We start from the raw sequence: 21,631 nt of genomic DNA, 5'->3' as shown, positions 1-21,631 counted from the left end.
TTTTCGCTATCGCTACAACAAGAGGATGCCGCTGCAATCTGGGCTAGGGTAGTTGTGGTTAATACAAGGTTTATTTTTTCAGAGTCGTAATTATTGTTTTAAGGCACACGAAAGAATTCGTATAGGAGGTGACAGTTATTTATTCTTCAAATTCTATAGCTTTATTAAGATATTCAATCAGTGGTTTTGTTGTTTTAAAATAATTGCGAATGATTTTTATTGCGTCTGGACTTGTCAAAATATTGTCACTTATCAATTCTTTGGTACAAAAACCTTTCATTTTAAGCAATTCAATAACTGGTTCCCTTTCTTCATAAAAATCAGTGAATTTTTTTAATTTACTTTGACCTTGAATACCGCTTGGAAATATATCTTGAAATTGTTTGTTTGAAATTATTCCGTTAAATTCCTCGTATGAATAACTTATTTCTTTCCGAATTTTTTTTAAAAATTCAGGGGTTGTCTGCCAAATTCCACCACCAACCATTAAATTTCCTGGTTCAATATGAATAAAATATCCTGCTGTGTTTCCGTGTGGAGCATTTTTATTATAAACGACCAATACATAGTTTTTATATGGTGTCTTGTCTTTTGAAAACCGCAAGTCTCTGTTTACTCTTGTCGGGCACTTTTTAGGAACTAAATTTGCATTCGCTATTGAAAGGTCTAATTTTGCTAATTCTAACAATAAATTTTCTGTAAACAAAATAATATCATCCTTGTAGGCTTGATAAATTAGTTTGTTTTGTTCAAACCACTCTCTTGAATTATTTTTTTTAAGTTCTTTTAAAAAGTTTAAAGATGTTTGCTTAATCATTTTACGTACTTAATTTATCTATGTGTTTTATAATTATCTTGATTTGTTTCTCTTCGATTTTTTGAGAAATAATACTTTCTAAAATATCATTTTTTTCAGATTCGTTTAGTTTTTCAAAAGCTTCTAAAACTCCCGATTCCTTGAAGGTTTCTAAAATTTGCTTTTCAGTTATTTCTTCTTTCTTGGATAATAGATAAAGTGAAACGGTAACAATATCGCCCCCTTTTTTATTGATAGCTTTTCTTATTTCACTGTTTACAGAAAGCATTTTGTCTTCTCCTTTTATTGGAGCAAGGTTTCTTGCTTCAATTTTGTAGGTATCGATTGAACCTGACACTTTTATATCACCCCATTTTCCATCAATATGTTTTGAATTTGGAATGCGTAAATGATAAGTCCAAGCACCTTTTCCGTGTTCATATTTTAATTCGAGTTTTTCGTCTTTTATGATATAGTCCATTTTATAGGCTCATTTTTTAGCTTTTCCGCTAACTATTTAATCTTATCAAATATACACCTCTTTTTCTATCCTGAATTTTTCTAGCCCAGATAGCAGTGAAAATCCTTTTTTATCCGCTTTTTAGCGGAAAAAAAGATTGTAACGAATAGCTGGAAAAAGCTCCAAATAAAAAAATTATACAAAGTTTACGTTGTTTATAAATAAAAAACCCTTTCAAAGTTTAGAACTATGAAAGGGTTAATACATTCTAAAATTTATATTTTAGCAATACTCGTTGAAAGCGTCTTTCAAGTTTTCAGCAATTAATTCCGCCGGGCGACCTTCAATGTGGTGACGCTCTAACATGTGAACTAATTCTCCGTTTTTGAACAAAGCCATACATGGCGATGATGGAGGAAAAGGGAACATGTGTTGTCTTGCGGTATCAACTGCATCTTTGTCAACTCCTGCGAAAACAGTAATTAAATGGTCTGGTTTCTTAGCGCCATCTAAACTCATTTTTGCCCCCGGACGTGCGTTTCTGGCAGCACAACCACAAACCGAATTTACAACCACTAGCGTTGTTCCTTCTAATTTGATTGCGTTTTCTACTGCTTCAGCACTATGTAAATCTTGAAAACCTGCCGCAGTCAATTCTGCTTGCATTGGTTTTACCATTTCTTCTGGATACATATTTTTTTATTTTAAATCAATACTAATTTAGAATTGCAAAGTTACAAAGTTTACAATCAAGTATAGGAGTTCAATTATAAAGTTTTGTTATAGTTTGATTTCTATTTCATTGCTTTGAAAGCCACATGAAAAATAGCTTTAATGAATAGTATTTTTGGGCATTTTAGAATAACGGTAATGTCCTCAATAAAAGAAGTTTCCTCATCCAGAAATTTAAAAATTAATGTTGGATTGCCTTTTTTGAACATTGAAGAAAAGATATGAGAACCCAATTCGTTTTTTCGGTCTAAAATGTCTAACAAAAGCAAATCGTAAAACCAGAATTTGGTTCTCTTATGAAATTTGGTGAAGTCGGTTTCCCTCTGCAGAAAGACAACTAATTCTGTTGATTTTTTATCCGAATTTTTGAAAGTATAGCCGGTGCTTGCTTTCGTCCAGCCACCGGAACTACCTATGTTGATTACGTTTTTAGTATTCGCTTTCCAAAAAGGATAACACGTCATGGGAATGCTGCCTTGTTCTTTTTCGACAATTTCATAGTTCGTAATCCCAAGTTTTTCGATGTATTGCCGGATTTCGTTTTCGTATTCCTCGGTCTTCAAATGTTGGTGCGAAAACAAGGTGTATTCCAGTAATGCTTCAGTTTTGGAAGTTGGTAACACATACATAAAACGGGTATTTCCTTTTTGTTCCACCGAAAAATCCATGAAAGTAGCTTGCTCCGGATTGAAAACAGGCTGTTCGCTTTTGATAAACCAACCAATAAAATGCTGCTGCAGCAAAGGATATTTGGTCTGACTCGCTGCTTTCTTGTTGTTGTAAATACTATTAAACAATTTCGAACATGAAAAGGATTCACTTTCGGTTTGTACCAGAATTATAGTTTCGGATTCTTCAATTTCCAATACTTTTTCATGGATGAAAGTGATATTTTCTTGTTTCGAAAGCAAATCAAATACTTGAGTGTAAAAATCCAATCCTTTCACCATATTGTAGCGGTACGGTTTCAAGTCTAAATCCCTGCGGAAGTCTGCATTGGCGAACAAAGCCGAATCCCATTTCTTTGAAATAGATTGTTCCCAAAGTGAATCGTTGGTTTTCCAAAAACACCATGTTCTATCGTTAGTTTTTTTGGTATTTTCATCCAATAACAAAATACTTTTATCTCGGAATTTAACAGATTGGACCATTTTATACACGGTCATCATAGCCGATAATCCTGCGCCGGTAAAAATATAATCGTAGTGTTTCATTTGGAAATTTGACATTTCCCCAAAAATAGACAATTTTATTCTTTTAGTTTCTCTAAAATCAGCTTTAATTCTTTTGGTTTTAAGTAGCCGCTGTGCTGAAAAATAATCTCGTTTTTACTATTCAAAACACTTAAAACAGGAAAGGTCAATTGTTTATTTATTGTTCCTAATGCGATGGCCAGTTCATGTGTTCCGGAAGTATTTCCCGTGGGTTTGAATTGAAAAGTGGTTTTGTTGAAAACTACCGTTCGTTTTTCTTCTGCGTTAAAATCAATAAAATAAAAAGCAGCGTTAAGCTCCTTGATGATTTCCTCGTTTTTAAAAGTGGTGTTTTTCATCGCATGGCAAAACGAGCACCAAGCGGTTTGAATGAAGACAATCGTTTTTCTTTTTTCAATCTTTTGCAAACTGTCTATTTGTTCGAATGAAACGGAGTGCAACTGCGCAAATCCAGCGGGAATCCCACAGCATAATACCAACAGTAAATAAAGAATATTTTTCATTATCTTAAGGTATATCGAAGTCCGAAAAAACTTCTGATTCCTTGATTGGGTCCGTATACATACGTCGTGTCAAATGTCAACCCATACGGGTTTTCAGGCGTTGCCAATACTTGTCCGTTCGAGTCGTACCTTACATTTTTATCAAATGGATCATTTGTCCTTGCAATTAAAAACGGGTTATTTTGTTTAGGCAAAAAGTTCAACAGGTTTTTAATTCCGGCATAAAATTCAAAGTTTTTCAAACCAGAATAGGTAAACTGAATGTTTTGTAAACTGTACCAAGGCGATTCTGGAGCACGAGGATCTAAAGTGCTTAAAAGAGGCAGTTGCATGGGGCTGTAGACATTTCCAGTGTAATCTACATTCAAATCAATAGCTTGAATTTTATAGGAAGCGCTCCAGGTTGCAGTAAATTTTTCGGTTAAAAAAGGTGTTTCTTTCCGGCCATTTTGAACGTTTTTATTGTCTAGCAAAGAAGCACCGGTAATAATTTTTAATTCATTTGGGAAAGTAATATCGATATTCATGCTGATTCCTTGGCTTATCGCGTAACCATTGATGTTGTCGTAGATGATTTGGTTGGGATCAGTAACATAATCCGAAACAATTTTATTGCTGAATCGGGTATGGAAAAAGGAAGTTTCAATTCCAATAAAGGTTCCGCTGTCGAAATTTATTTTCTTGATATAATTCAAATTGGCATTTATCGATTGTTCCGGTTTCAAATTATTTGTGATTACAATTTCACGAGCACCGGTCAAAGCAGCGTGATCTTCGGTAAATAAATTCACCACTCTAAAACCTGTTCCGGCGTTCAGTCGAATAATATTATTATCGTCCAATTTCCATTTAAAGGCAATTCTTGGCGTCAAGATACTTCCGTGATACGAGTTGTAATCGTAACGCAGTCCTAACAACAACTTGTGTTTTTCTGTAAATGTAATTTCGTTTTGAATAAAAATCCCCGGTAACCAGGTTTTTTCTGGATTGTTATTTCCAAGTTTTGAAGTTGCAGCTGTATTGTCATCGTAATAATTGTAACGGGTTGCAATTCCGGTAAGCAAATCATTTCTCCCTATTTTTTTATCCCAAGTCAGCTGTAAAAAGCCAATTTTTTGGTTGGCAATATAGCTCGTTGTACCGTAGCGACTGTCTTGAAAATGTATGTTTCCTGAAAAGGAAAGCATTAGTTTTTCCGGAAAAGGCAATTGGTAACTTCCTATCAATTCGGCTCGTTTGGTATAAATGCTTTCGCCATAGATTTCGTCTCCACCTCGGTATTTTTTCTCCCAACGCACATCGCCACCAAAACGGTCTTCATAAACGCCACGTGCCGCGATGGTAAACAATCGATTTTCTTTTCTGTTGAAAATCCATTTTTGAAAAAGAGAAATTCGGTCTGAAAGTGTTACATCGGTAAAATTGTCGTTATCGTTGTCTATTTTTTGATTGTATCTGAAATAATTTAAACCCAAAAGAGCTGTCGCTTTCTTGCCTACATTGATTTTTACTCCTAAGTCAAGGTTGGTTTCCAACCAAGAAGTAGAGAACGCATCTGCGGAGAATAGGGGAGCGTTTGTTGGATTTTTGGTAATAATATTAATCAAACCTCCAACGGCCTCACTACCGTATAAAGACGATGCGGGACCTTTTACGATTTCGATTCGTTCCACCAGTGAATTTGGAATTCCGGATAATCCGTAAACCGTAGATAAACTGCTCACGATTGGCATTCCGTCAATTAGAACCAAAGTATACGGACCTTCAAGCCCATTAATATGGATGTCGCCTGTGTTGCAAACGCCGCAATTGAGTTGTGGTCGAACGCCATTTACATTTTGTAAGGCTTCATATATACTGGCTGTTGGATTTTTTTTGAAAAATATTGGGGAATAAACCTCGACAGGAACGGCGCTTTCTAATCTTTTTACCGCTTTTAATGTTCCCGAAACCACCACTTCGTTGAGCTGGTTTTCAGTATTTGAAAGTTCAAAATCCAAATTATTATTCTCATTTTTTTTGAGCGTAATGCTCTTTTTTAAAGTTTGAAAACCTGTGGCGACAATTTGAATTTTATAACTTCCTTCATTAATATTCTCGATAATATACTTGCCTAAACTATCCGTTTGGGTGGCATATTTTGTTCCAATTATAAAAACTTGGGCCTCCGAAATCCCTTTTTTTTCTGACGAAACAAATCCCGAAAGACTTGTTTTTTCTTGGGTATAGCCAAAGTGAAACATCAGAAACACAAACAATGGGTATATTTTTTTCACAATGCTTAAATTAAATTTAGACAAAGCTAAAAATTATATTTTGCAAAACAAATTTTTTAATTACATTTGTATCAATAACTTAATGTCATGACTGAATCTTTAGAAGAAGTAAACCAATCCGTTTCCACACTAAACAAGAAATCAGTATTTAGAAAAATCCTTGCTTTTTTTGGTCCCGCTTATTTAATCAGTGTTGGATATATGGATCCGGGAAATTGGGCGACGGACATTGCGGGCGGCAGTCAGTTTGGGTATGCCTTGCTTTGGGTTTTATTGATGAGTAACATTATGGCGTTATTGTTGCAAAGTTTAAGTGCCCGATTGGGGATTGTTACCCAACGTGATTTGGCGCAAGCCTCGCGAGAAACCTATTCGCCGTTTATCAATTATATATTATATTTCCTTGCCGAGATTGCCATTGCAGCCTGTGATCTTGCCGAGGTGTTAGGAATGGCGATTGGTATTAATTTACTCTTTGATATTCCGTTGATTGAAGGTGTGTTGATCACAGTTTTAGACACCTTTTTGTTATTGTTCTTGATTAATAAAGGCATCCGTAAAATGGAAGCTTTTATCATTGTGTTGGTTGCTATTATTGGATTTTCCTTTATTTTTGAAATGATTTTTGCCCAGCCGGAACTGGATAAAGTGTTGTTTGGATTAATTCCTTCGATGCCCAGTGAAGCGGCTCTTTATATCGCTATTGGAATTATTGGCGCTACAGTTATGCCGCACAACTTATACTTGCATTCCTCTTTGGTGCAAACCAGAAAATTCGAGCGAACTACTGCGGGAATTAAACAGGCTATAAAATACAACTTCATCGATTCTACGATTGCATTAAACTTAGCTTTTTTAGTAAATGCCGCCATTTTAATATTGGCGGCAGCCACTTTTTATAAAAACGGAATGTTTGAAGTGGCCGAAATTCAGGATGCTCACCGTTTTTTAGAACCACTTTTAGGAAGTAAATTGGCACCTGTATTATTTGCAATAGCCTTGATTGCTGCAGGGCAAAGTTCCACAATTACAGGAACGCTGGCGGGTCAAATCGTAATGGAGGGCTATCTTAATTTGCGTATTCAGCCATGGGTTCGAAGAATCATTACACGATTAATCGCCATTATTCCTGCAGTTATTGTAATTACTATATATGGCGAAAGTGTCACCGGAAAACTATTGATTTTGAGTCAGGTTATTCTAAGTTTACAATTGGGTTTTGCCATTATTCCGTTAATTCATTTTGTAAGTGATAAATCAAAAATGAAAGGATTTCATATTGGTAGAATCACCCAAATCGCTTCTTGGATTATTGCTACAATTATAGTTGCTTTAAACGCTAAATTGGTTTTTGATGAAATTACGGGTTGGCTGGCAACATCTAAAAACCCAATTTTGTTGTGGTTAACAGTGGTTCCTTTAGCCATAAGTTTCTTGATTTTGTTACTTTATATTGTGTTTAAGCCTTTTATCACCAAAGCTAAAATAGATATTGAAAATCATTCGCCGCATAATTTAAAATTGAAACTTTCTAAATCAGGAAATTACACTAAAAAGAACATTGCGGTCTCCGTAGATTTTTCCGATGCAGATGAAGTGGCATTGAATAACGCTTTTGAATTAGGCGGAATAGGAGCACAATACACTTTGATTCACGTGGTAGAAACCGTTGGCGCTATGATTTATGGCGAAAATATTGATGATCACGAAACTTTAATTGACGAAAAATTATTAGAGCAATATAAAGCAATGCTTACCGAAAAAGGATACAAAGTGGCAACACAATTAGGCTTTGGAAAACCTAATAAAGTCATTCCGGAAATTATCAATAAAGGAGAATTTGACATTTTGATTATGGGAACACACGGACACACTGGATTCAAGGATTTAATCTTTGGAACCACGGTGGATAAATTGCGGCACAAAATTGATATCCCGCTACTAATCGTAAAAAATTAAATTCTTATGTTAAATTTGTTTCGGTATCAGAAGCTATTAGCGTTGTAAGCTGTCCTCACTCGTGTCCTGCTGTCAGTTAAATATTTATTATTTTGTAAAGGGAAAAAAACAACGGATTTATACTGCTATGTGGACTTGGCCATCTGAAACCAAAATACTAATCCTCAATCTAAAATCAAATGACATTTTCAGAAGAAAATTATCTCAAGACCATTTACCACCTTACGGCAGTTTCGGATGCTGATATCAGTACCAATGCCATTGCTGAAAAAATGGAAACTAAAGCATCATCCGTTACTGATATGCTAAAGAAACTCTCCGAGAAAGACTTGGTGAACTACGTAAAATACCAGGGCGTTTCGCTTACTGGAAAAGGGAAATTAGCGGCGAAGATGATCGTTAGAAAACACCGTCTTTGGGAATGTTTTTTAGTGGAAAAGTTGGATTTTTCTTGGGATGAGGTACACGAGATTGCCGAACAATTGGAACACATTAAATCTGAAAAACTCATCAATAAGTTAGATGATTTTCTGGGAAATCCCACTGAAGATCCACATGGAGATCCCATTCCGGATGCTAACGGAAGAATTATAAAAGTAGAAAAACAATTGCTTTCTGAATTTGAAAAAAACCAAATTGGGATTTGCGTGGGTGTCAAAGACACCTCCTCTGATTTTTTAAAATATTTAGACAAACAAGAAATCGCTTTGGGTTCCCAAATTGAAATTATCGAAAAGGAAAGTTTTGATTCCTCCTTTAGAATTCGGGTTGGAACCAAAGAAATAACGGTCTCAAATAAAATAGCCAGTAATATATACATCAAATAATTATGTTTCAATCTGTAGTAGATTATTTTACGAGCATTGACCCAATTTTAGCCGCTTTGTATGCTAGTTTGTTCACTTGGTTTCTAACGGCTTTGGGAGCTTCTTTCGTTTTTATGTTTAAAACTATGAATCGGACGGTTCTTGACGGAATGCTTGGATTTACCGGTGGCGTAATGGTTGCGGCCAGTTTTTGGAGTTTATTGGCTCCAGCTATAGAAATGACCGGTGGTGAAGGCTTTGCAAAAGTCATTCCCGCAGCTTTTGGTTTTTTCCTAGGCGCGCTTTTTATTTTCGGAATCGATAAAGTATTACCGCATCTTCACATCAATTTTAAAGTTACTGAAGGAATCAAGTCGCCTTGGCAACGCACCACTTTACTGGTTTCGGCAATTACACTGCACAATATTCCGGAAGGATTGGCTGTTGGAGTTCTTTTTGGAGGAGTGGCCGCCGGGATTCCGGAAGCTTCCATCGCGGGTGCTGTTACGTTAGCCATTGGTATTGGAATTCAGAATTTTCCGGAAGGAATTGCCGTTGCAATGCCGCTTAGACGTATGGGAATGAGTAGATGGAAAAGTTTTATGTACGGACAATCTTCAGCTTTAGTGGAGCCGGTTGCCGCTGTTTTAGGTGCTTTTGCAGTCACATTTTTCACTCCGATTTTACCGTATGCTTTGGCTTTTGCCGCAGGCGCGATGATTTTTGTAGTTGTGGAAGAAGTGATACCGGAAACGCAACAAGATAAAAATACTGATATTGCCACGCTGGGATTCGTTGGAGGATTTATTGTAATGATGGTTTTGGACGTAGCTTTGAGTTAGAAATTTCGTGGTCTTTCAATAAAATTTTTAAATCTTTAAATACAATATATGAAAAAGTTAGTGCTATTGCTTTTTATGATTATCAGCAGTATAGTTTTGGCGCAAAGCCAAAAATCACAAAAGGTTAAATACGTAACCATAAAGCAAAAAGTATGTCCCAATCAAAAAGGATTTCAGTTGGTTTTAAAAGCGATATCCAATGATTCCCGATGTCCGGAGGGCGTAACCTGCATTTGGGCAGGAGAAGTTACAGCCGTTGTTTCGGTATATAAAGATTCAAAATTAATTGAAGATTCGACTTTGGTTTTTTCAATGAAGAATGAAGAAGACAATAAAAAGTGGCTTGCAAGCTATTTGTCAGACAAACAAAAGAAGATAAAAAGCATTAGTGTATTGCCGTATCCAAAAGAAGGAAGCAAGATTAATCCAGAAGAGTATTACCTGAAAATTGATTATTTAAAGTAGCATTAGCTACAGCCACAATCACCACTACCGCAATCTTTATCGGATTTTTTCTTTTTGAAGAAGAATTTTTTAATCAAAAAAGCCAGTGCTATTCCGAGCGCTAAAAAAGCTAAAATTTCTTGAATATCCATATCGTAAAAATAAGAAAAAGCAACCGAAAATGGTTGCTTTTTTGAGTTAAACTAATGACAAAGTTTTTACAACCGTGCCCTTGTTCCAAAGTTAATACCAAAGGTTTTTATTTCAGATTAGGAAACAGCAATTTCATATTTAATTACAATTTTGCACCAATGGAAATGTAAAATGTTCTTCCTTCTCCCGGTAAAATTCCCGGACCTGGATAACCTCCAGCTCTTCTAGTAGCATAAGATTTGTCGAATAGATTGTTGATTCCTGTTCGTATATTATAGTTTTTTAAAAACTTATACTCGCTAGAGAAATCAAACACATTGTAACTCCCTAACAATCCTGTTACACCATTTGCTGATGGTTCGGTAGTATTATTGGCATCAGTAAAAATTTTACCTGCCATCTTGTATTGCAAAGTACTTGAAATGCTATTCTTGCCCCAAGATAATCCAAAATTATGAATGTATCTTGGTGCATTTTCAACTCTGTTACCTTTAAGATTACGCTCCGTTATAGTTGTATTAGGCGCCGTTCCGGATGCGGTTGAGATTTTAAAATCAGTGTAGCGGCTGTCAATAAAACTTATTGTGGCAAATAAATCTATATTACCCAATTCTTTTTCTTTACCAAGAAAACGCGTTACATTTATATTAACAAAACCTTCAATTCCTTTGTTCACTGTTTCTCCTAAGTTTGTTCTGAAAAGAAAAGTACCTTGACTAGGATCATTGTTAGTAAACTGTCTTACTCCACCAATACGATTATTATAGCTTAAATAGAACAAGCTAAAATCAAAATTCACATAGTTATTGTAGTTGCCTCTATAGCCTAAATCTGCATTATAACCACTTGCATCTTTTAGATTAGGATCAATTACGTCAGTTACTGCTGGGGGTGTTAAATCAGAAAACAGAACGGGTCTGTATGCTTGTGTAATATTGGCATATACATTTGTAGACGCAAATTTATATTCCAATCCTAAACCTAATAACGCCTTGTTTCTCACTAATTTTTTTTCTGAAAAAGGAACATTATTCCCTCCTTTTATGCCAAATAATCCTTTTCCTTCTGAACTTATGTGTTCGTATCTAATGCCGGGAGTGACGCTAAAATTTTCCGTAACTTTAAATTGATTCTCTGCAAAAAGTGCTATATTTTCAGTTATGAAATTTAAATCACGTGGATAGGTTCCACTGATCGATAGGTCAAAATCACTGCCGGTGGTTCCTTTACCGTCCTGTTGTCTTGTAGTTTTAGCTTTGTATAATCTAGCACCAAATGCTAGGTTATGTTTTGTTTTTCCTAAAGTATACTTGAAGATATTTCTGTTTTCAACACCAAAGTTTTCATAAAAGTCACGATCTACACGTCGGTTTGCATAATTGTCTGTAGCAGGATTTATGGCATCTGCCACATTTGGAGTTGCTGTAAAACCAACACTGTTTCTTTCGCCAATTAATCCAAAAAATTTCGTGTTAGAAGTTAAATTAGTATTTATTCTAGTGTCGAACTGCAATGAAAATACGTTCCAGGGGGTTCCAAACCAGTTTCGTTCGCGTAAAGATTTTTGAGAATTTTGCTGAAATTGCGCATCAGTTAATCCGCCGGCTTGTTTCATTTCATAATCCATGTTTGTATATTCTGCAGAAATTTTTGTATCGGCGGTAAAACGATATTCCATGAATGCATGTGAATTTCTTACAGTATACTCACTGTTTTCTCTCCAGCCATCAGCACTGCGCGAGTGATTATACAAATAGTATGAGAATTTTTTTAAATTTCCGCCTATGGCATTATAACTGCTCATTAAACCATAACTACCAATTGTATTTTGAGTTTCGAATGAAAACGTTTTTTTGTATTCTCTTTTCAGAACATAATTCAACATTCCACCAAATTGGGGGCCAAATTGAAGTGAAGCTCCACCGCGAATCAATTCTATTGTTTCAACCGCTTCCAAAGGCGGATTGTAATAGGCTTCTGGATAGCCAAAAACATCAGAGGAGATGTCGTATCCGTTCTGTCTGGTATTTAATTCCCAACTTCTATTTGGACTCAATCCTCTAACACCTATGTTGATTTGAATTCCGGAACCTTCATTTTCCCATATATTTACGCCAGGAACTCTAGAAAAAGTTTCTCTCGCATTATTTGTGGTAAAGTTTCCATTTATATTTGAAAGTTTTATTACTTCATTTTTTTTACCTGAAAAAAGTATGTTTTCCTTTATTTCAGGCATACGTTCAGGACTTTGAATTTTTGGAGTAACCAAAACTGGCAACAAATTTTTAATTGTATCGCTTTGTTGACGCTCAATTTCTTGCGCATAAAACGTTGTGATTAGTAAACACATACATAGCGAAATCGTGTATTTCATATTATTTTTATTTAGATTGATTCTGTGCTGCGAAGTTAAATCCTAAATCTTATTTAGACAAATTAAAAATAATAAATTTGTAATTTTTAACACTTGTTCAATAAATCAAGTGCGTTGTGGAAGAATTTTCAGGTTCAGTAAATTGTTAATATTGTAAACTTGAAGATTATAAGCATATTGGAACTTCGCTGGGAAATACGCAAATACTATTAAAAAATTTTTGTTATTTATATGTAGTGCGGTATCGTAATTTGATGACTAAAATAATTTTAGTCAAACGACATAAATTTTGGTAACGGAAAATGATAGTCTTTTATTTCAGGATTTGGTATGCAAGTAATGCTACGACATAAGCAAACCCAGACATAAAGATTAATTGTCCGGCCGGCCATTTCCATGAATTGGTTTCTTTTTTAGTAACCGCAAGTGTACTGGCACATTGCATGGCAAAAGCATAAAACAACAACAGCGATATCCCGGATGCAAAGTTGAAAATCTTTTCACCAGTAACCGGATTTACTTCGGCAGCCATTTTGTTTTTGATGGTAACTTCATTGTCGCTTCCGCCAACGCTGTATATCGTGGCTAATGTTCCCACAAAAACTTCTCTGGCCGCAAAGGAACTGATAATGGCAATGCCTATTTTCCAGTCATAACCCAAAGGCGAAATGGCGGGTTCAATTGCTTTTCCCATAATTCCAATGTAGGAGTTTTCCAGTTTTTGCGAAGCGACAGCGTTTTCAAATTCGGATTCAGTCAACGGATTTTGCAGGGTGTTTTCAGTAACAATTTTTTCCGCGTTATTAAATTTTTCTCCAGGGCCATAAGAGGCTAAAAACCACAACACAATAGAAATGGCCAAAATGATTTTTCCGGCTCCAAAAATAAACGCTTTTGTTTTTTCGATTACATTGATTCCCACGTTCTTGAAAAGCGGTAATTTATAATTGGGCATTTCTACGACAAAGTATGTTTTTCCTTTAATTTTCAAGATTTTATTTAAAATATAAGCTGAAAAAATTGCCATTCCAAAACCCAAAAGATACAACAGCATCAAGGTCATTCCTTGCATGTTCAGAAAACCAAAAACGCGATTATCCGGAATTACCAAAGCGATGATAATGGCATAAACCGGCAATCTAGCAGAACAGGTGGTGAATGGAGTTACGAGAATAGTAATCAATCTTTCTTTCCAGTTTTCGATATTTCTGGTTGCCATAATCGCGGGAATGGCACAGGCTGTTCCAGAAATAAGCGGTACCACACTTTTGCCCGATAATCCAAATTTTCGCATGATTTTGTCCATCAAGAAAACCACACGACTCATGTAACCGCTTTCTTCAAGTATCGAAATAAACATAAATAGAAAGGCGATTTGTGGAATAAAGATCAAAATTCCTCCAATTCCCGGGATGATTCCCTGCGAAATTAAGTTGGTTAAAACTCCGGCTGGCAATCCTTCCGCAGCAAGCGTGCTCAAGGAAGCAAAAGAAGTATCGATGAAATCCATTGGAATTTTAGACCATTCAAAAATCGATTGGAAAATAACAAACAAAATAAGGAAGAAAATGACGTATCCCCAAACTTTGTGTGTCAGCACGCGATCTAATCTGCTGCGGTAATCTCTTGCAACGCTGGAATCGATTTTTAGTCCCACTTTCAAAACATCATTAATGAATTGATAGCGTTTTATGGTTTCTTTTTGTTGCAAACGTTTTAAATCAGAATGCGATTTGGTAAACGAGCTTCGGATTTCATTTCGTTCTAAATTCAGGAAATTTACGTCTTGTGTAATAACCAGCCACAATTTATAAAGCAATTGATTCGGGAAGGCTTTACGCAAACTGTTGAAATAATCGGGATCAATTACGGAGGAATTCAGGCAAGGTTCGCTCGAAATGGTTCGGTAGCTTACAATCAACTTTTTCAATTCATCAATTCCATACCCTTTTCTGGAACTGATTAACGCAATCTTTGTTTTTAAGTGTGCTTCCAGATATGGAATATCCAATGTAATCCCTTTAAATTTCATTCTATCAGCCATATTGATGACTAAAATAGTAGGAATTTCCAAGTCTTTTATTTGGGTAAAAAGAAGTAAGTTTCGTTTTAAATTTTCCACGTCAGTGACAACTAAAGCCACGTCAGGGTATAATTTGTCGTTTTTGTTGAGTAATAATTCAATGACAACATTTTCATCAATTGAACTGGCATTCAGGCTATATGTTCCTGGCAGATCCAGAATATTCGCCTTTATATTATTGGGTAATTTGCAAAAACCTATCTTTTTTTCAACGGTAATCCCGGGATAATTCCCCACTTGTTGATTCAAACCCGTCAGCTGATTAAAAACGGAAGTTTTGCCTACATTCGGATTCCCGATCAACGCGACATTGATGTTTTGCTTGCTTACCATAAGTTGGTTTTTATAATCTCAACCTCAATTTCTTTTGCGGTTTCCACCCTAATTGCTACGTGCGAACCATTTATATTCAAATACAAAGGATCTCCAAAAGGTGCAATTTGAAGTAATTCTACAAGATTGCCAGGTAAGCAACCCATCTCCAATAATTTTAATGGAACGGTATCGATGTCAAAGTCTTTTATAATGGCTTTTTCGCCTTTTTTGAGAGAATGTATCGTTGTTTGCAAAACTTATTTAGATTGAATTAAGATTGCAAAAATACACATTTTAATACAAACACAAATGATAATTATCACATTTATACGGTAATTAAAACAAATCGAGACAGCGGTTGTCTTTTGTGAAAACCTTTATTTGTAAAGCAGAAATCCGTCTTTATGCTTGTTATTTGCTGCTCAAAAAAGTGATGTCCTCAATTAATCGTTTCATGTCCTCTTTATTGGTTCCGTCATAAAAACCACGCACTCTTTTTTTGGTATCCACCAAAACAAAATTTTCGGTGTGAACCATATCGTAGAGTTCACTTGGTTTACCCAATTTTACAGCCAAATAGGATTTTCTGGCCATCGTGTAAATTTCTTTTTTATCTCCGGTTACTAAGTTCCATTTGTTGTCATCAACATGGTGTTTTTTGGCGTAAGCCTTCAAAACGGGAACACTGTCAATCTCTGGAAAAACGGTGAAGGAAAGCAATTTTACCTTTGGATTGTTGGCGAAAGCTTTTTGAATATCGGACAAATTGGTCGTCATCTTCGGACAAATGGAGCCGCAAGTGGTAAAGAAGAAATCAGCGACATATATTTTGCCTTCGTAATCTTTTTGGGTGATGGTTTTCCCATTTTGATTAATGAATGAAAAATCGGCAATCGTATGATATTTGCTTTTGTACTGAACGGTGCTGTCTACTAATTCTGGATTTACATCTGCGGGATTGAAAATGGGAAGTGTTTTTTTTGGCTTTAAAGCCGAATAAAATAAGGATAAAATAATTGCCGAAAGAACAATGAAAACTCCAAAAAAGAGACGGTATTTTTTAAAAAAATCTGACATGATGCTATTTTGATGCAAAAGTACAAAAACGGGATTTGTTTTTAATTCAAATTAACACAATCTTATTTTAAGCAGATTCTTTCCAAATAAAGCGTGTAAATTAATTCTTTCATGATTAAACCTTTTAGAAATTTTGGTGTCAAAACTTTCGCATATATTTGATTTTAGTAGAAAATCAAAAAATTATTAATAGCTTTGTTTACATAACTAAAAAACAAAAAAAATGAAAAAAACCAGCAATAAGCAATTGCTTTTTGTGATTCCTGCAATTATGGGTTTTGCGGTGAGTCAAGCACAGAATGTTCCGGCAGCCAAAGAACCGGGAATCAATGTGAATTACATGGACAAAAACGTAAAACCAAGTAATGATTTCTTTCGCTATGTGAATGGAACTTGGTTGGATAATACGGCGATTCCAGCTGATAGAACCCGTTGGGGTAGTTTTGATGAATTGCGTCAAAAAACGGATGCTGATGCGTTAGCGATTTTAAAAGAAGCTACAACAAATCCAAGTTACAAATCCAATACAGATCAAGGCAAAGCGGTAAATTTATACAAGTCTATTCTTGATACCGTGGGAAGAAACAAGTTAGGTATTGCTCCGTTGAAACCGTATTTGAAAAAAATTGACGCGGTTAAAAACGCCAAAGATTTAGAAGCATTAATGATTGAGATGGAACCTATCGGTGGCATTGGATTTATGGGTGCTGGCGTGGGAACTGATGCGAAGAACAGCAGTAGAAACGTGATTAATCTAGGTCCTGGAGGCGTAGGTTTGCCGGACAGAGATTATTATGTTTCTGAGGATGCCGATTCTAAAGAGAAACGTGCGAAATATGTTTTACACGTTGCCAAAATGTTGCAATACCTTGGTGATAAACCAGCAGTGGCTAAAACGAATGCTGAAAAAATCCTGGCTCTTGAAATTGCTATGTCTAAACCAAGATTAGACAGAGTAGAACGCAGAGATCGTCGTAAGTCATACAATCCTATGACATTGAGTGAGTTGAGTAAGTTAACTCCATCAATCAACTGGAATAATTATTTTACAAAAATTGGATTGGCAAAAGTAGATACCGTAATCGTATCACAACCAAAATACATGACGGCGCTAGAAACTATTTTTAAAGAAAACAAAGTAGAAGACTGGAAAGCATACATGCGCTGGAGTTTGTTGAATAGTGCTTCAAGCCAATTATCGACAGAAATTGAAAACGCAAACTGGGAGTTTTACGGAAGAACATTGACGGGTGCAGTAAGCCAAAGACCACGTGACGAAAGAGCACTTCAAACGATCAACGGAGCGGTAGGAGAAGCTTTAGGAAAATTATATGTAGAGAAAAAATTTCCGGCTGCAGCCAAAGCTAAAGCGGAGAAGATGATCAAAAATATATTTTCAGCTTTCGAAAACAGAATCAATAATTTGTCTTGGATGTCAGCAGAAACAAAGGTAAGCGCGCTTGCTAAATTGCATAAATCAAGAATAAAAATTGGTTATCCAGACAAGTGGAAAGATTATTCGGCCTTGACGATTAAAAGTCCGGCAGAAGGCGGAACCTATTTTGAAAACGCTAAAAATATGTCTCAATGGCGTTTCAATGAGAATATTGCTGAGTTAAGTAAGCCAGTTGATAAAGAAAAATGGGGAATGTCACCGCAAACGGTAAATGCGTATTACAATCCTTCAAATAATGAAATTGTATTCCCGGCAGCTATTTTGCAACCGCCTTTTTACAATTACCAAGCAGATGAAGCGGTAAATTATGGTGGAATTGGTGGTGTTATTGGTCACGAAATTTCACATGGTTTTGATGATTCAGGATCTCGTTACAACGCTGACGGAAACTTAGTAGACTGGTGGACGGCTGAAGATTTGAAACAATTCTCAGCTTTAACTGGAGCACTTGCAGCTCAATACAGCGCCTTGCAACCTATTCCGGGAACTTTTGTAGATGGTAAATTTACGCTGGGTGAAAACATTGGAGATTTAGGTGGCGTAAATGCTGCTTATGATGGTTTACAATTGTATTTGAAAGAAAACGGAAATCCGGGATTAATTGACGGATATACTCCAGAACAACGTTTCTTCATTTCCTGGTCGACTATCTGGCGTTCAAAAATGCGTGATGAAGCCTTGAAAAATCAAGTAAAAACAGACCCGCATTCTCCAGGAATGTACCGTGCTTATGTTCCTTTGCAAAATATAGATACGTTCTATAAAGCGTTTGATATTAAAGCAAATGATGGCATGTACATTGCACCTGAAAAGCGTGTAAGAATCTGGTAATTGACTTCTATTTATAGCAAAACCCATTCGCAAGAATGGGTTTTTTTATGAACTAATTGTTCTGTACTGTAATAGTGATACATAAATTTCATCGTTGCAGAAAAGACCCCATTAAGTCTCATTGCAAACCCTAAAGCTTGTTTTCATAATACTAAATGCTACTTGTTCGATATGCGAAAGCTGATAAATCTGTATACTTATGTTGTAAATTTAGCGGTTGTAAATAAAATTCAAAACCGCTTTTTCTTTGTTTAAGAATTAATTTCCCTGTTTATAATACCATAGACGATATAAAAAACGATTAAGCCCACAAAAAAAATCCAATCTTTAAAAAAATATTGATCTCTTGTTTTTTTGATTAGATAGACGATTGACATTACTATTAAATTAATTATAGTCATAATTGCAAAATAAGCTGGAAAAAGAAGCGCTAATGTGTCTTGATAGATTATACCCCAGTAGCTAAAAGATAAAAGAGAAGCAATTAGTAGAATATAATTTAACCAACTCAAATAAATAAATTTGTCTTTTTTAATATCTGATGAAATAAAAAATAAGTATAGTGATAAAGTAAATATTGAAAACATTAAAAATTGAAATGCTGCAAAGTATCCTTTTGTGTCGAAATACATTAGATTGAAAAAATAATCAATCAAAGCTAAAATAATAGATAAGCTTCCTGTAAAGACAAAAGTTTTCTTAAATAAATATATATGTTTTTCCATGCTTAATTACATCCTAAATCACTTATTGCTACTTCTCCTCTCAAAACTTGGCGAAATTTTGTCCAATCTGGCCTCCAAATAACGTTTGGACTAGCAGATTGGTAATGCCATATGATATTGCACTATCATAACCATATATACTTTCTAACTAACTGTTCTTAAATTGTATTTTGCTTTTTCTTTGTAATAGTCAGTTTTTTGAAAGGCAGTTTTATAGCTTTCTGAAATCTTTCCAAAATCAAAAAAATTCTTAAAGAAATATGAAAATGAAAAATCGAATCAATTTTTTTGAGACGGTTACTCTTTATTTTTATATAATTTCGCTACTATTTCTCCTTCCTTTCCTCAACGAATAATTTACCATATACAATCCAAACAGCGTAACTCCGCCACCAATGGCAATGGCTGCATTAAGGACTTCACCAAAAATCACAGCGCCTAAAATCACGGCTATAATTGGATTGATATACGCATAAACACTGCTTATTTCAGCAGGAAGGTTTTGGAGCGCATAGATAAAGGCAATGAAAGTCAGTACAGAACCGAAAACAACTAAATACGCAATCGACCACCACGAAATTGCAGGAATAGCACTCAGACTAACTGAAGTTCCTGTTGCACCATTGTACGCAAAAAGTAAAATACTGGATATAAACATTTGCAACCCTAAACTAAAATACGGATTAAAGCTCGCCGCCTTTTTCTTTGTATATAAGGTGCCAAATGCCCAAGTTAATGTGGCTATTAAAGACAGTACAATTCCAAATCTAAAATCTAAAATCATAAAATCACTTAAATGATCGTAAAAAATAACACAGACGCCGCCAAAACTGATAATTAAACCAATAACCGTGAGTCTGGCCAATCGTTCTCCTCTAAAAAAAGTAATGATTACAATCCATAAAGGAACAATAGCTCCAATGATTGCTCCCAGTCCGCTACTGATGTATTTTATACCCCAAGTGCTTAATCCGTTACTTAAAACAAAATTGAGGATGCTTAAAATAATAATGGTTTTCCATTGTTTTCCTTTTGGCCAAGGAGTTTTTTTGAACAAGAAAAAGGAGATATACAATAGTCCGCCAATGAATTGTCTAATGGCAGCAAGTTGTAACGCCGGCATGTGTTTTACACCTTCTTTTGAAGCAATCCAAGTAGTTCCCCAAAAAAAACTGACCCAGCATAAAGCCAAAATAGGCAATCCAATTGCATTGACTTTCGACGAAAAAGCATTTTTAATTTTAGTTTTCACATTATAAATTTGGTTTCGTAAAAGTATACTTTAAAACGGTTTCTATTTTAGTACTCAAGATTGTTTTTCCAATTGATGGATTTTTTTGATTAAATTTTGGCAAAGCCAAATCTAAATCCAGCGCTTTTTGACTGTAATACATTTCTCGGGAAGGATGAAATGGAGCGACCGCATTGAAAGTTTCATTCCAAGCACCATTTTCTATAATTTTTAGAATTATACCAATGCAATCTTCCTGATGAATTAAATTAATCGGAGCGTCCGGATTATCCAAATTTTCACGCCCAGCCAGAAAATGTATCGGATGACGGTCGTCGCCAATTAAGCCTCCAAAACGCAATGCCGTTGTTTTATAATTGCTATTGCTCAGCAAAAGCAGTTCTGTTGCCAACAATTGTTTACCACTTTCAGTATCCGGTTTCGGAATTGTTTCTTCAGTTACCGATGCATCATCATCATTATAAACTGATGTCGAACTGATGAAAAGCACTTTTCTAACAGATGATTTTTCTATGAATGGAATCACATTTCTAATCTTGGAAACAAAATTTTCTATTCCTGAACCGCGAAGTTTCGGTGGAACATCGATGATTAAAATTTCAGAATTTTCCAGAAAATTCGTTAGGTTCTCAGTTGTTTTATTTTCTGAAAGCACAATTAAAAAAGGGGCAATTCCTGCATTTTTCAATACGTCTAATTTTTCTGCAGATGTCGTCGAGCCATTTACTAAATAATCGTTTTTCAATAAGGCTTTCGCCAAAGGCAGACCCAACCAACCACAACCCAGAATACTAATTTTTTTCATTTTTATTTTTTGTAGCCAATTTGTTTGCGGTCTTTTTGTATGTTGTCTTTCTCGTCTTTTTTGATGAGGTAATTCAAAGCTTCATATACATCACTGAATTTCTTATCGTATTTTGTTTCTATTTCAAGCAATTTTTCGTTGAATTCCTTGTGTTCCAATGCATATTTACGAATAATGACAAAAGTACGCATGATAGCAATATTTACATGTATTGCTACATCCGAATTTAAAATGCCACTAAGCATTGCTATTCCTTGTTCGGTGAAAGCAAAAGGATTGTATTTTCTATATTTACCTCTGCCGCTATTCTCTAAGGTCACAATTTGTGACCTTAGAGAAAGATATTCTTCGTCAGATAACTGGAACATAAAATCAGTAGGAAATCGTCGTATATTTCTTTTTACGGCTTGATTTAGGACTTTGGTTTCTACTTCATAAAGTGCAGCAAGGTCAAAATCAAGTATCACTTTTTGTTCCCGAACATCATGTATTTTAGATTGTAATGTATGTATCTGCATATAATTTGTA

General features: G+C 35.3%; 20 protein-coding genes. 5 read left to right on the top strand and 15 right to left on the bottom strand.

Annotated features, from left to right (window positions below):
• Positions 1–139: 139 nt before the first annotated feature.
• The 6 genes from ACP7AV_RS01725 to ACP7AV_RS01700 all read right to left on the bottom strand — a co-directional run bounded on the left by ACP7AV_RS01725 (position 140) and on the right by ACP7AV_RS01700 (position 5,948).
• The gene (locus ACP7AV_RS01725) at positions 140–817 is read right to left on the bottom strand and encodes a DUF2461 domain-containing protein (protein ID WP_426090506.1); all 678 of its coding nucleotides are present in this window, start codon (positions 815–817) and stop codon (positions 140–142) included.
• A 1-nt stretch (position 818) separates the two neighbouring features.
• Positions 819–1,277 carry a DUF1905 domain-containing protein gene (locus ACP7AV_RS01720; protein WP_426090505.1) on the bottom strand — a complete coding sequence of 153 codons (459 nt, stop codon included), beginning with the start codon at positions 1,275–1,277 and terminating at the stop codon, positions 819–821.
• Between the two features lie 261 nt (positions 1,278–1,538).
• The gene (locus tag ACP7AV_RS01715; RefSeq protein WP_426090504.1) at positions 1,539–1,949 is read right to left on the bottom strand and encodes a BrxA/BrxB family bacilliredoxin; all 411 of its coding nucleotides are present in this window, start codon (positions 1,947–1,949) and stop codon (positions 1,539–1,541) included.
• Between the two features lie 101 nt (positions 1,950–2,050).
• Positions 2,051–3,202 carry a lycopene cyclase family protein gene (locus ACP7AV_RS01710; protein ID WP_426090503.1) on the bottom strand — a complete coding sequence of 384 codons (1,152 nt, stop codon included), beginning with the start codon at positions 3,200–3,202 and terminating at the stop codon, positions 2,051–2,053.
• A 35-nt stretch (positions 3,203–3,237) separates the two neighbouring features.
• Entirely contained in the window at positions 3,238–3,705 is a 468-nt protein-coding gene (locus tag ACP7AV_RS01705) for a thioredoxin family protein (protein ID WP_426062551.1), read from the bottom strand.
• On the bottom strand, positions 3,705–5,948 hold the full coding sequence (locus ACP7AV_RS01700) for a TonB-dependent receptor (protein ID WP_426090793.1): 2,244 nt from the start codon (positions 5,946–5,948) through the stop codon (positions 3,705–3,707). The genes ACP7AV_RS01705 and ACP7AV_RS01700 overlap by 1 nt, the downstream gene beginning before the upstream one ends.
• 120 nt (positions 5,949–6,068) lie before the next feature.
• Here ACP7AV_RS01700 and ACP7AV_RS01695 point away from each other — a divergent pair, with 120 nt between their 5' ends.
• From ACP7AV_RS01695 to ACP7AV_RS01680, 4 genes are all read left to right on the top strand, one after another.
• Positions 6,069–7,940 (top strand): Nramp family divalent metal transporter, encoded by a 1,872-nt coding sequence (locus ACP7AV_RS01695; RefSeq protein WP_426090502.1) that lies wholly within the window; start codon positions 6,069–6,071, stop codon positions 7,938–7,940.
• Positions 7,941–8,119: 179 nt separating this feature from the next.
• Entirely contained in the window at positions 8,120–8,767 is a 648-nt protein-coding gene (locus tag ACP7AV_RS01690; RefSeq protein ID WP_426090501.1) for a metal-dependent transcriptional regulator, read from the top strand.
• A gap of 2 nt (positions 8,768–8,769) precedes the next feature.
• Positions 8,770–9,588 (top strand): ZIP family metal transporter, encoded by an 819-nt coding sequence (locus ACP7AV_RS01685; protein WP_426062554.1) that lies wholly within the window; start codon positions 8,770–8,772, stop codon positions 9,586–9,588.
• 48 nt (positions 9,589–9,636) lie between these two features.
• On the top strand, positions 9,637–10,053 hold the full coding sequence (locus ACP7AV_RS01680; protein WP_426062555.1) for a hypothetical protein: 417 nt from the start codon (positions 9,637–9,639) through the stop codon (positions 10,051–10,053).
• A gap of 2 nt (positions 10,054–10,055) precedes the next feature.
• On the opposite strand, the gene ACP7AV_RS01675 is transcribed toward ACP7AV_RS01680, so the two are convergent.
• The 5 genes from ACP7AV_RS01675 to ACP7AV_RS01655 all read right to left on the bottom strand — a co-directional run bounded on the left by ACP7AV_RS01675 (position 10,056) and on the right by ACP7AV_RS01655 (position 16,034).
• Positions 10,056–10,184: a FeoB-associated Cys-rich membrane protein gene (locus ACP7AV_RS01675; protein WP_121363983.1), complete on the bottom strand. Its 129-nt coding sequence runs from the start codon at positions 10,182–10,184 to the stop codon at positions 10,056–10,058.
• Between the two features lie 143 nt (positions 10,185–10,327).
• Positions 10,328–12,559 (bottom strand): TonB-dependent receptor family protein, encoded by a 2,232-nt coding sequence (locus ACP7AV_RS01670; protein ID WP_426090500.1) that lies wholly within the window; start codon positions 12,557–12,559, stop codon positions 10,328–10,330.
• 313 nt (positions 12,560–12,872) lie between these two features.
• Entirely contained in the window at positions 12,873–14,975 is a 2,103-nt protein-coding gene (gene feoB / locus ACP7AV_RS01665) for a ferrous iron transport protein B (protein ID WP_426090499.1), read from the bottom strand.
• Positions 14,969–15,211, bottom strand: coding sequence for a FeoA family protein (locus ACP7AV_RS01660; RefSeq protein WP_426062558.1), 243 nt, complete (start codon positions 15,209–15,211; stop codon positions 14,969–14,971). The genes feoB and ACP7AV_RS01660 overlap by 7 nt, the downstream gene beginning before the upstream one ends.
• 157 nt (positions 15,212–15,368) lie before the next feature.
• Entirely contained in the window at positions 15,369–16,034 is a 666-nt protein-coding gene (locus tag ACP7AV_RS01655; RefSeq protein WP_426062559.1) for an SCO family protein, read from the bottom strand.
• Between the two features lie 223 nt (positions 16,035–16,257).
• Here ACP7AV_RS01655 and ACP7AV_RS01650 point away from each other — a divergent pair, with 223 nt between their 5' ends.
• Positions 16,258–18,321, top strand: coding sequence for a M13 family metallopeptidase (locus ACP7AV_RS01650; protein WP_426090498.1), 2,064 nt, complete (start codon positions 16,258–16,260; stop codon positions 18,319–18,321).
• A gap of 251 nt (positions 18,322–18,572) precedes the next feature.
• On the opposite strand, the gene ACP7AV_RS01645 is transcribed toward ACP7AV_RS01650, so the two are convergent.
• From ACP7AV_RS01645 to ACP7AV_RS01630, 4 genes are all read right to left on the bottom strand, one after another.
• The gene (locus ACP7AV_RS01645) at positions 18,573–19,046 is read right to left on the bottom strand and encodes a hypothetical protein (protein WP_426090497.1); all 474 of its coding nucleotides are present in this window, start codon (positions 19,044–19,046) and stop codon (positions 18,573–18,575) included.
• Positions 19,047–19,356: 310 nt separating this feature from the next.
• On the bottom strand, positions 19,357–20,298 hold the full coding sequence (locus ACP7AV_RS01640) for a DMT family transporter (protein WP_426090496.1): 942 nt from the start codon (positions 20,296–20,298) through the stop codon (positions 19,357–19,359).
• A 1-nt stretch (position 20,299) separates the two neighbouring features.
• On the bottom strand, positions 20,300–21,103 hold the full coding sequence (locus ACP7AV_RS01635; RefSeq protein WP_426090495.1) for an SDR family NAD(P)-dependent oxidoreductase: 804 nt from the start codon (positions 21,101–21,103) through the stop codon (positions 20,300–20,302).
• A 2-nt stretch (positions 21,104–21,105) separates the two neighbouring features.
• On the bottom strand, positions 21,106–21,621 hold the full coding sequence (locus ACP7AV_RS01630; protein WP_426090494.1) for an ORF6N domain-containing protein: 516 nt from the start codon (positions 21,619–21,621) through the stop codon (positions 21,106–21,108).
• Positions 21,622–21,631 lie beyond the last annotated feature (10 nt).

The organism is Flavobacterium sp. DSR3-2, assembly GCF_049896525.1.
In the GTDB taxonomy this organism is placed as follows: domain Bacteria; phylum Bacteroidota; class Bacteroidia; order Flavobacteriales; family Flavobacteriaceae; genus Flavobacterium.
This window is presented reverse-complemented; position numbering and strand designations above follow the sequence as displayed.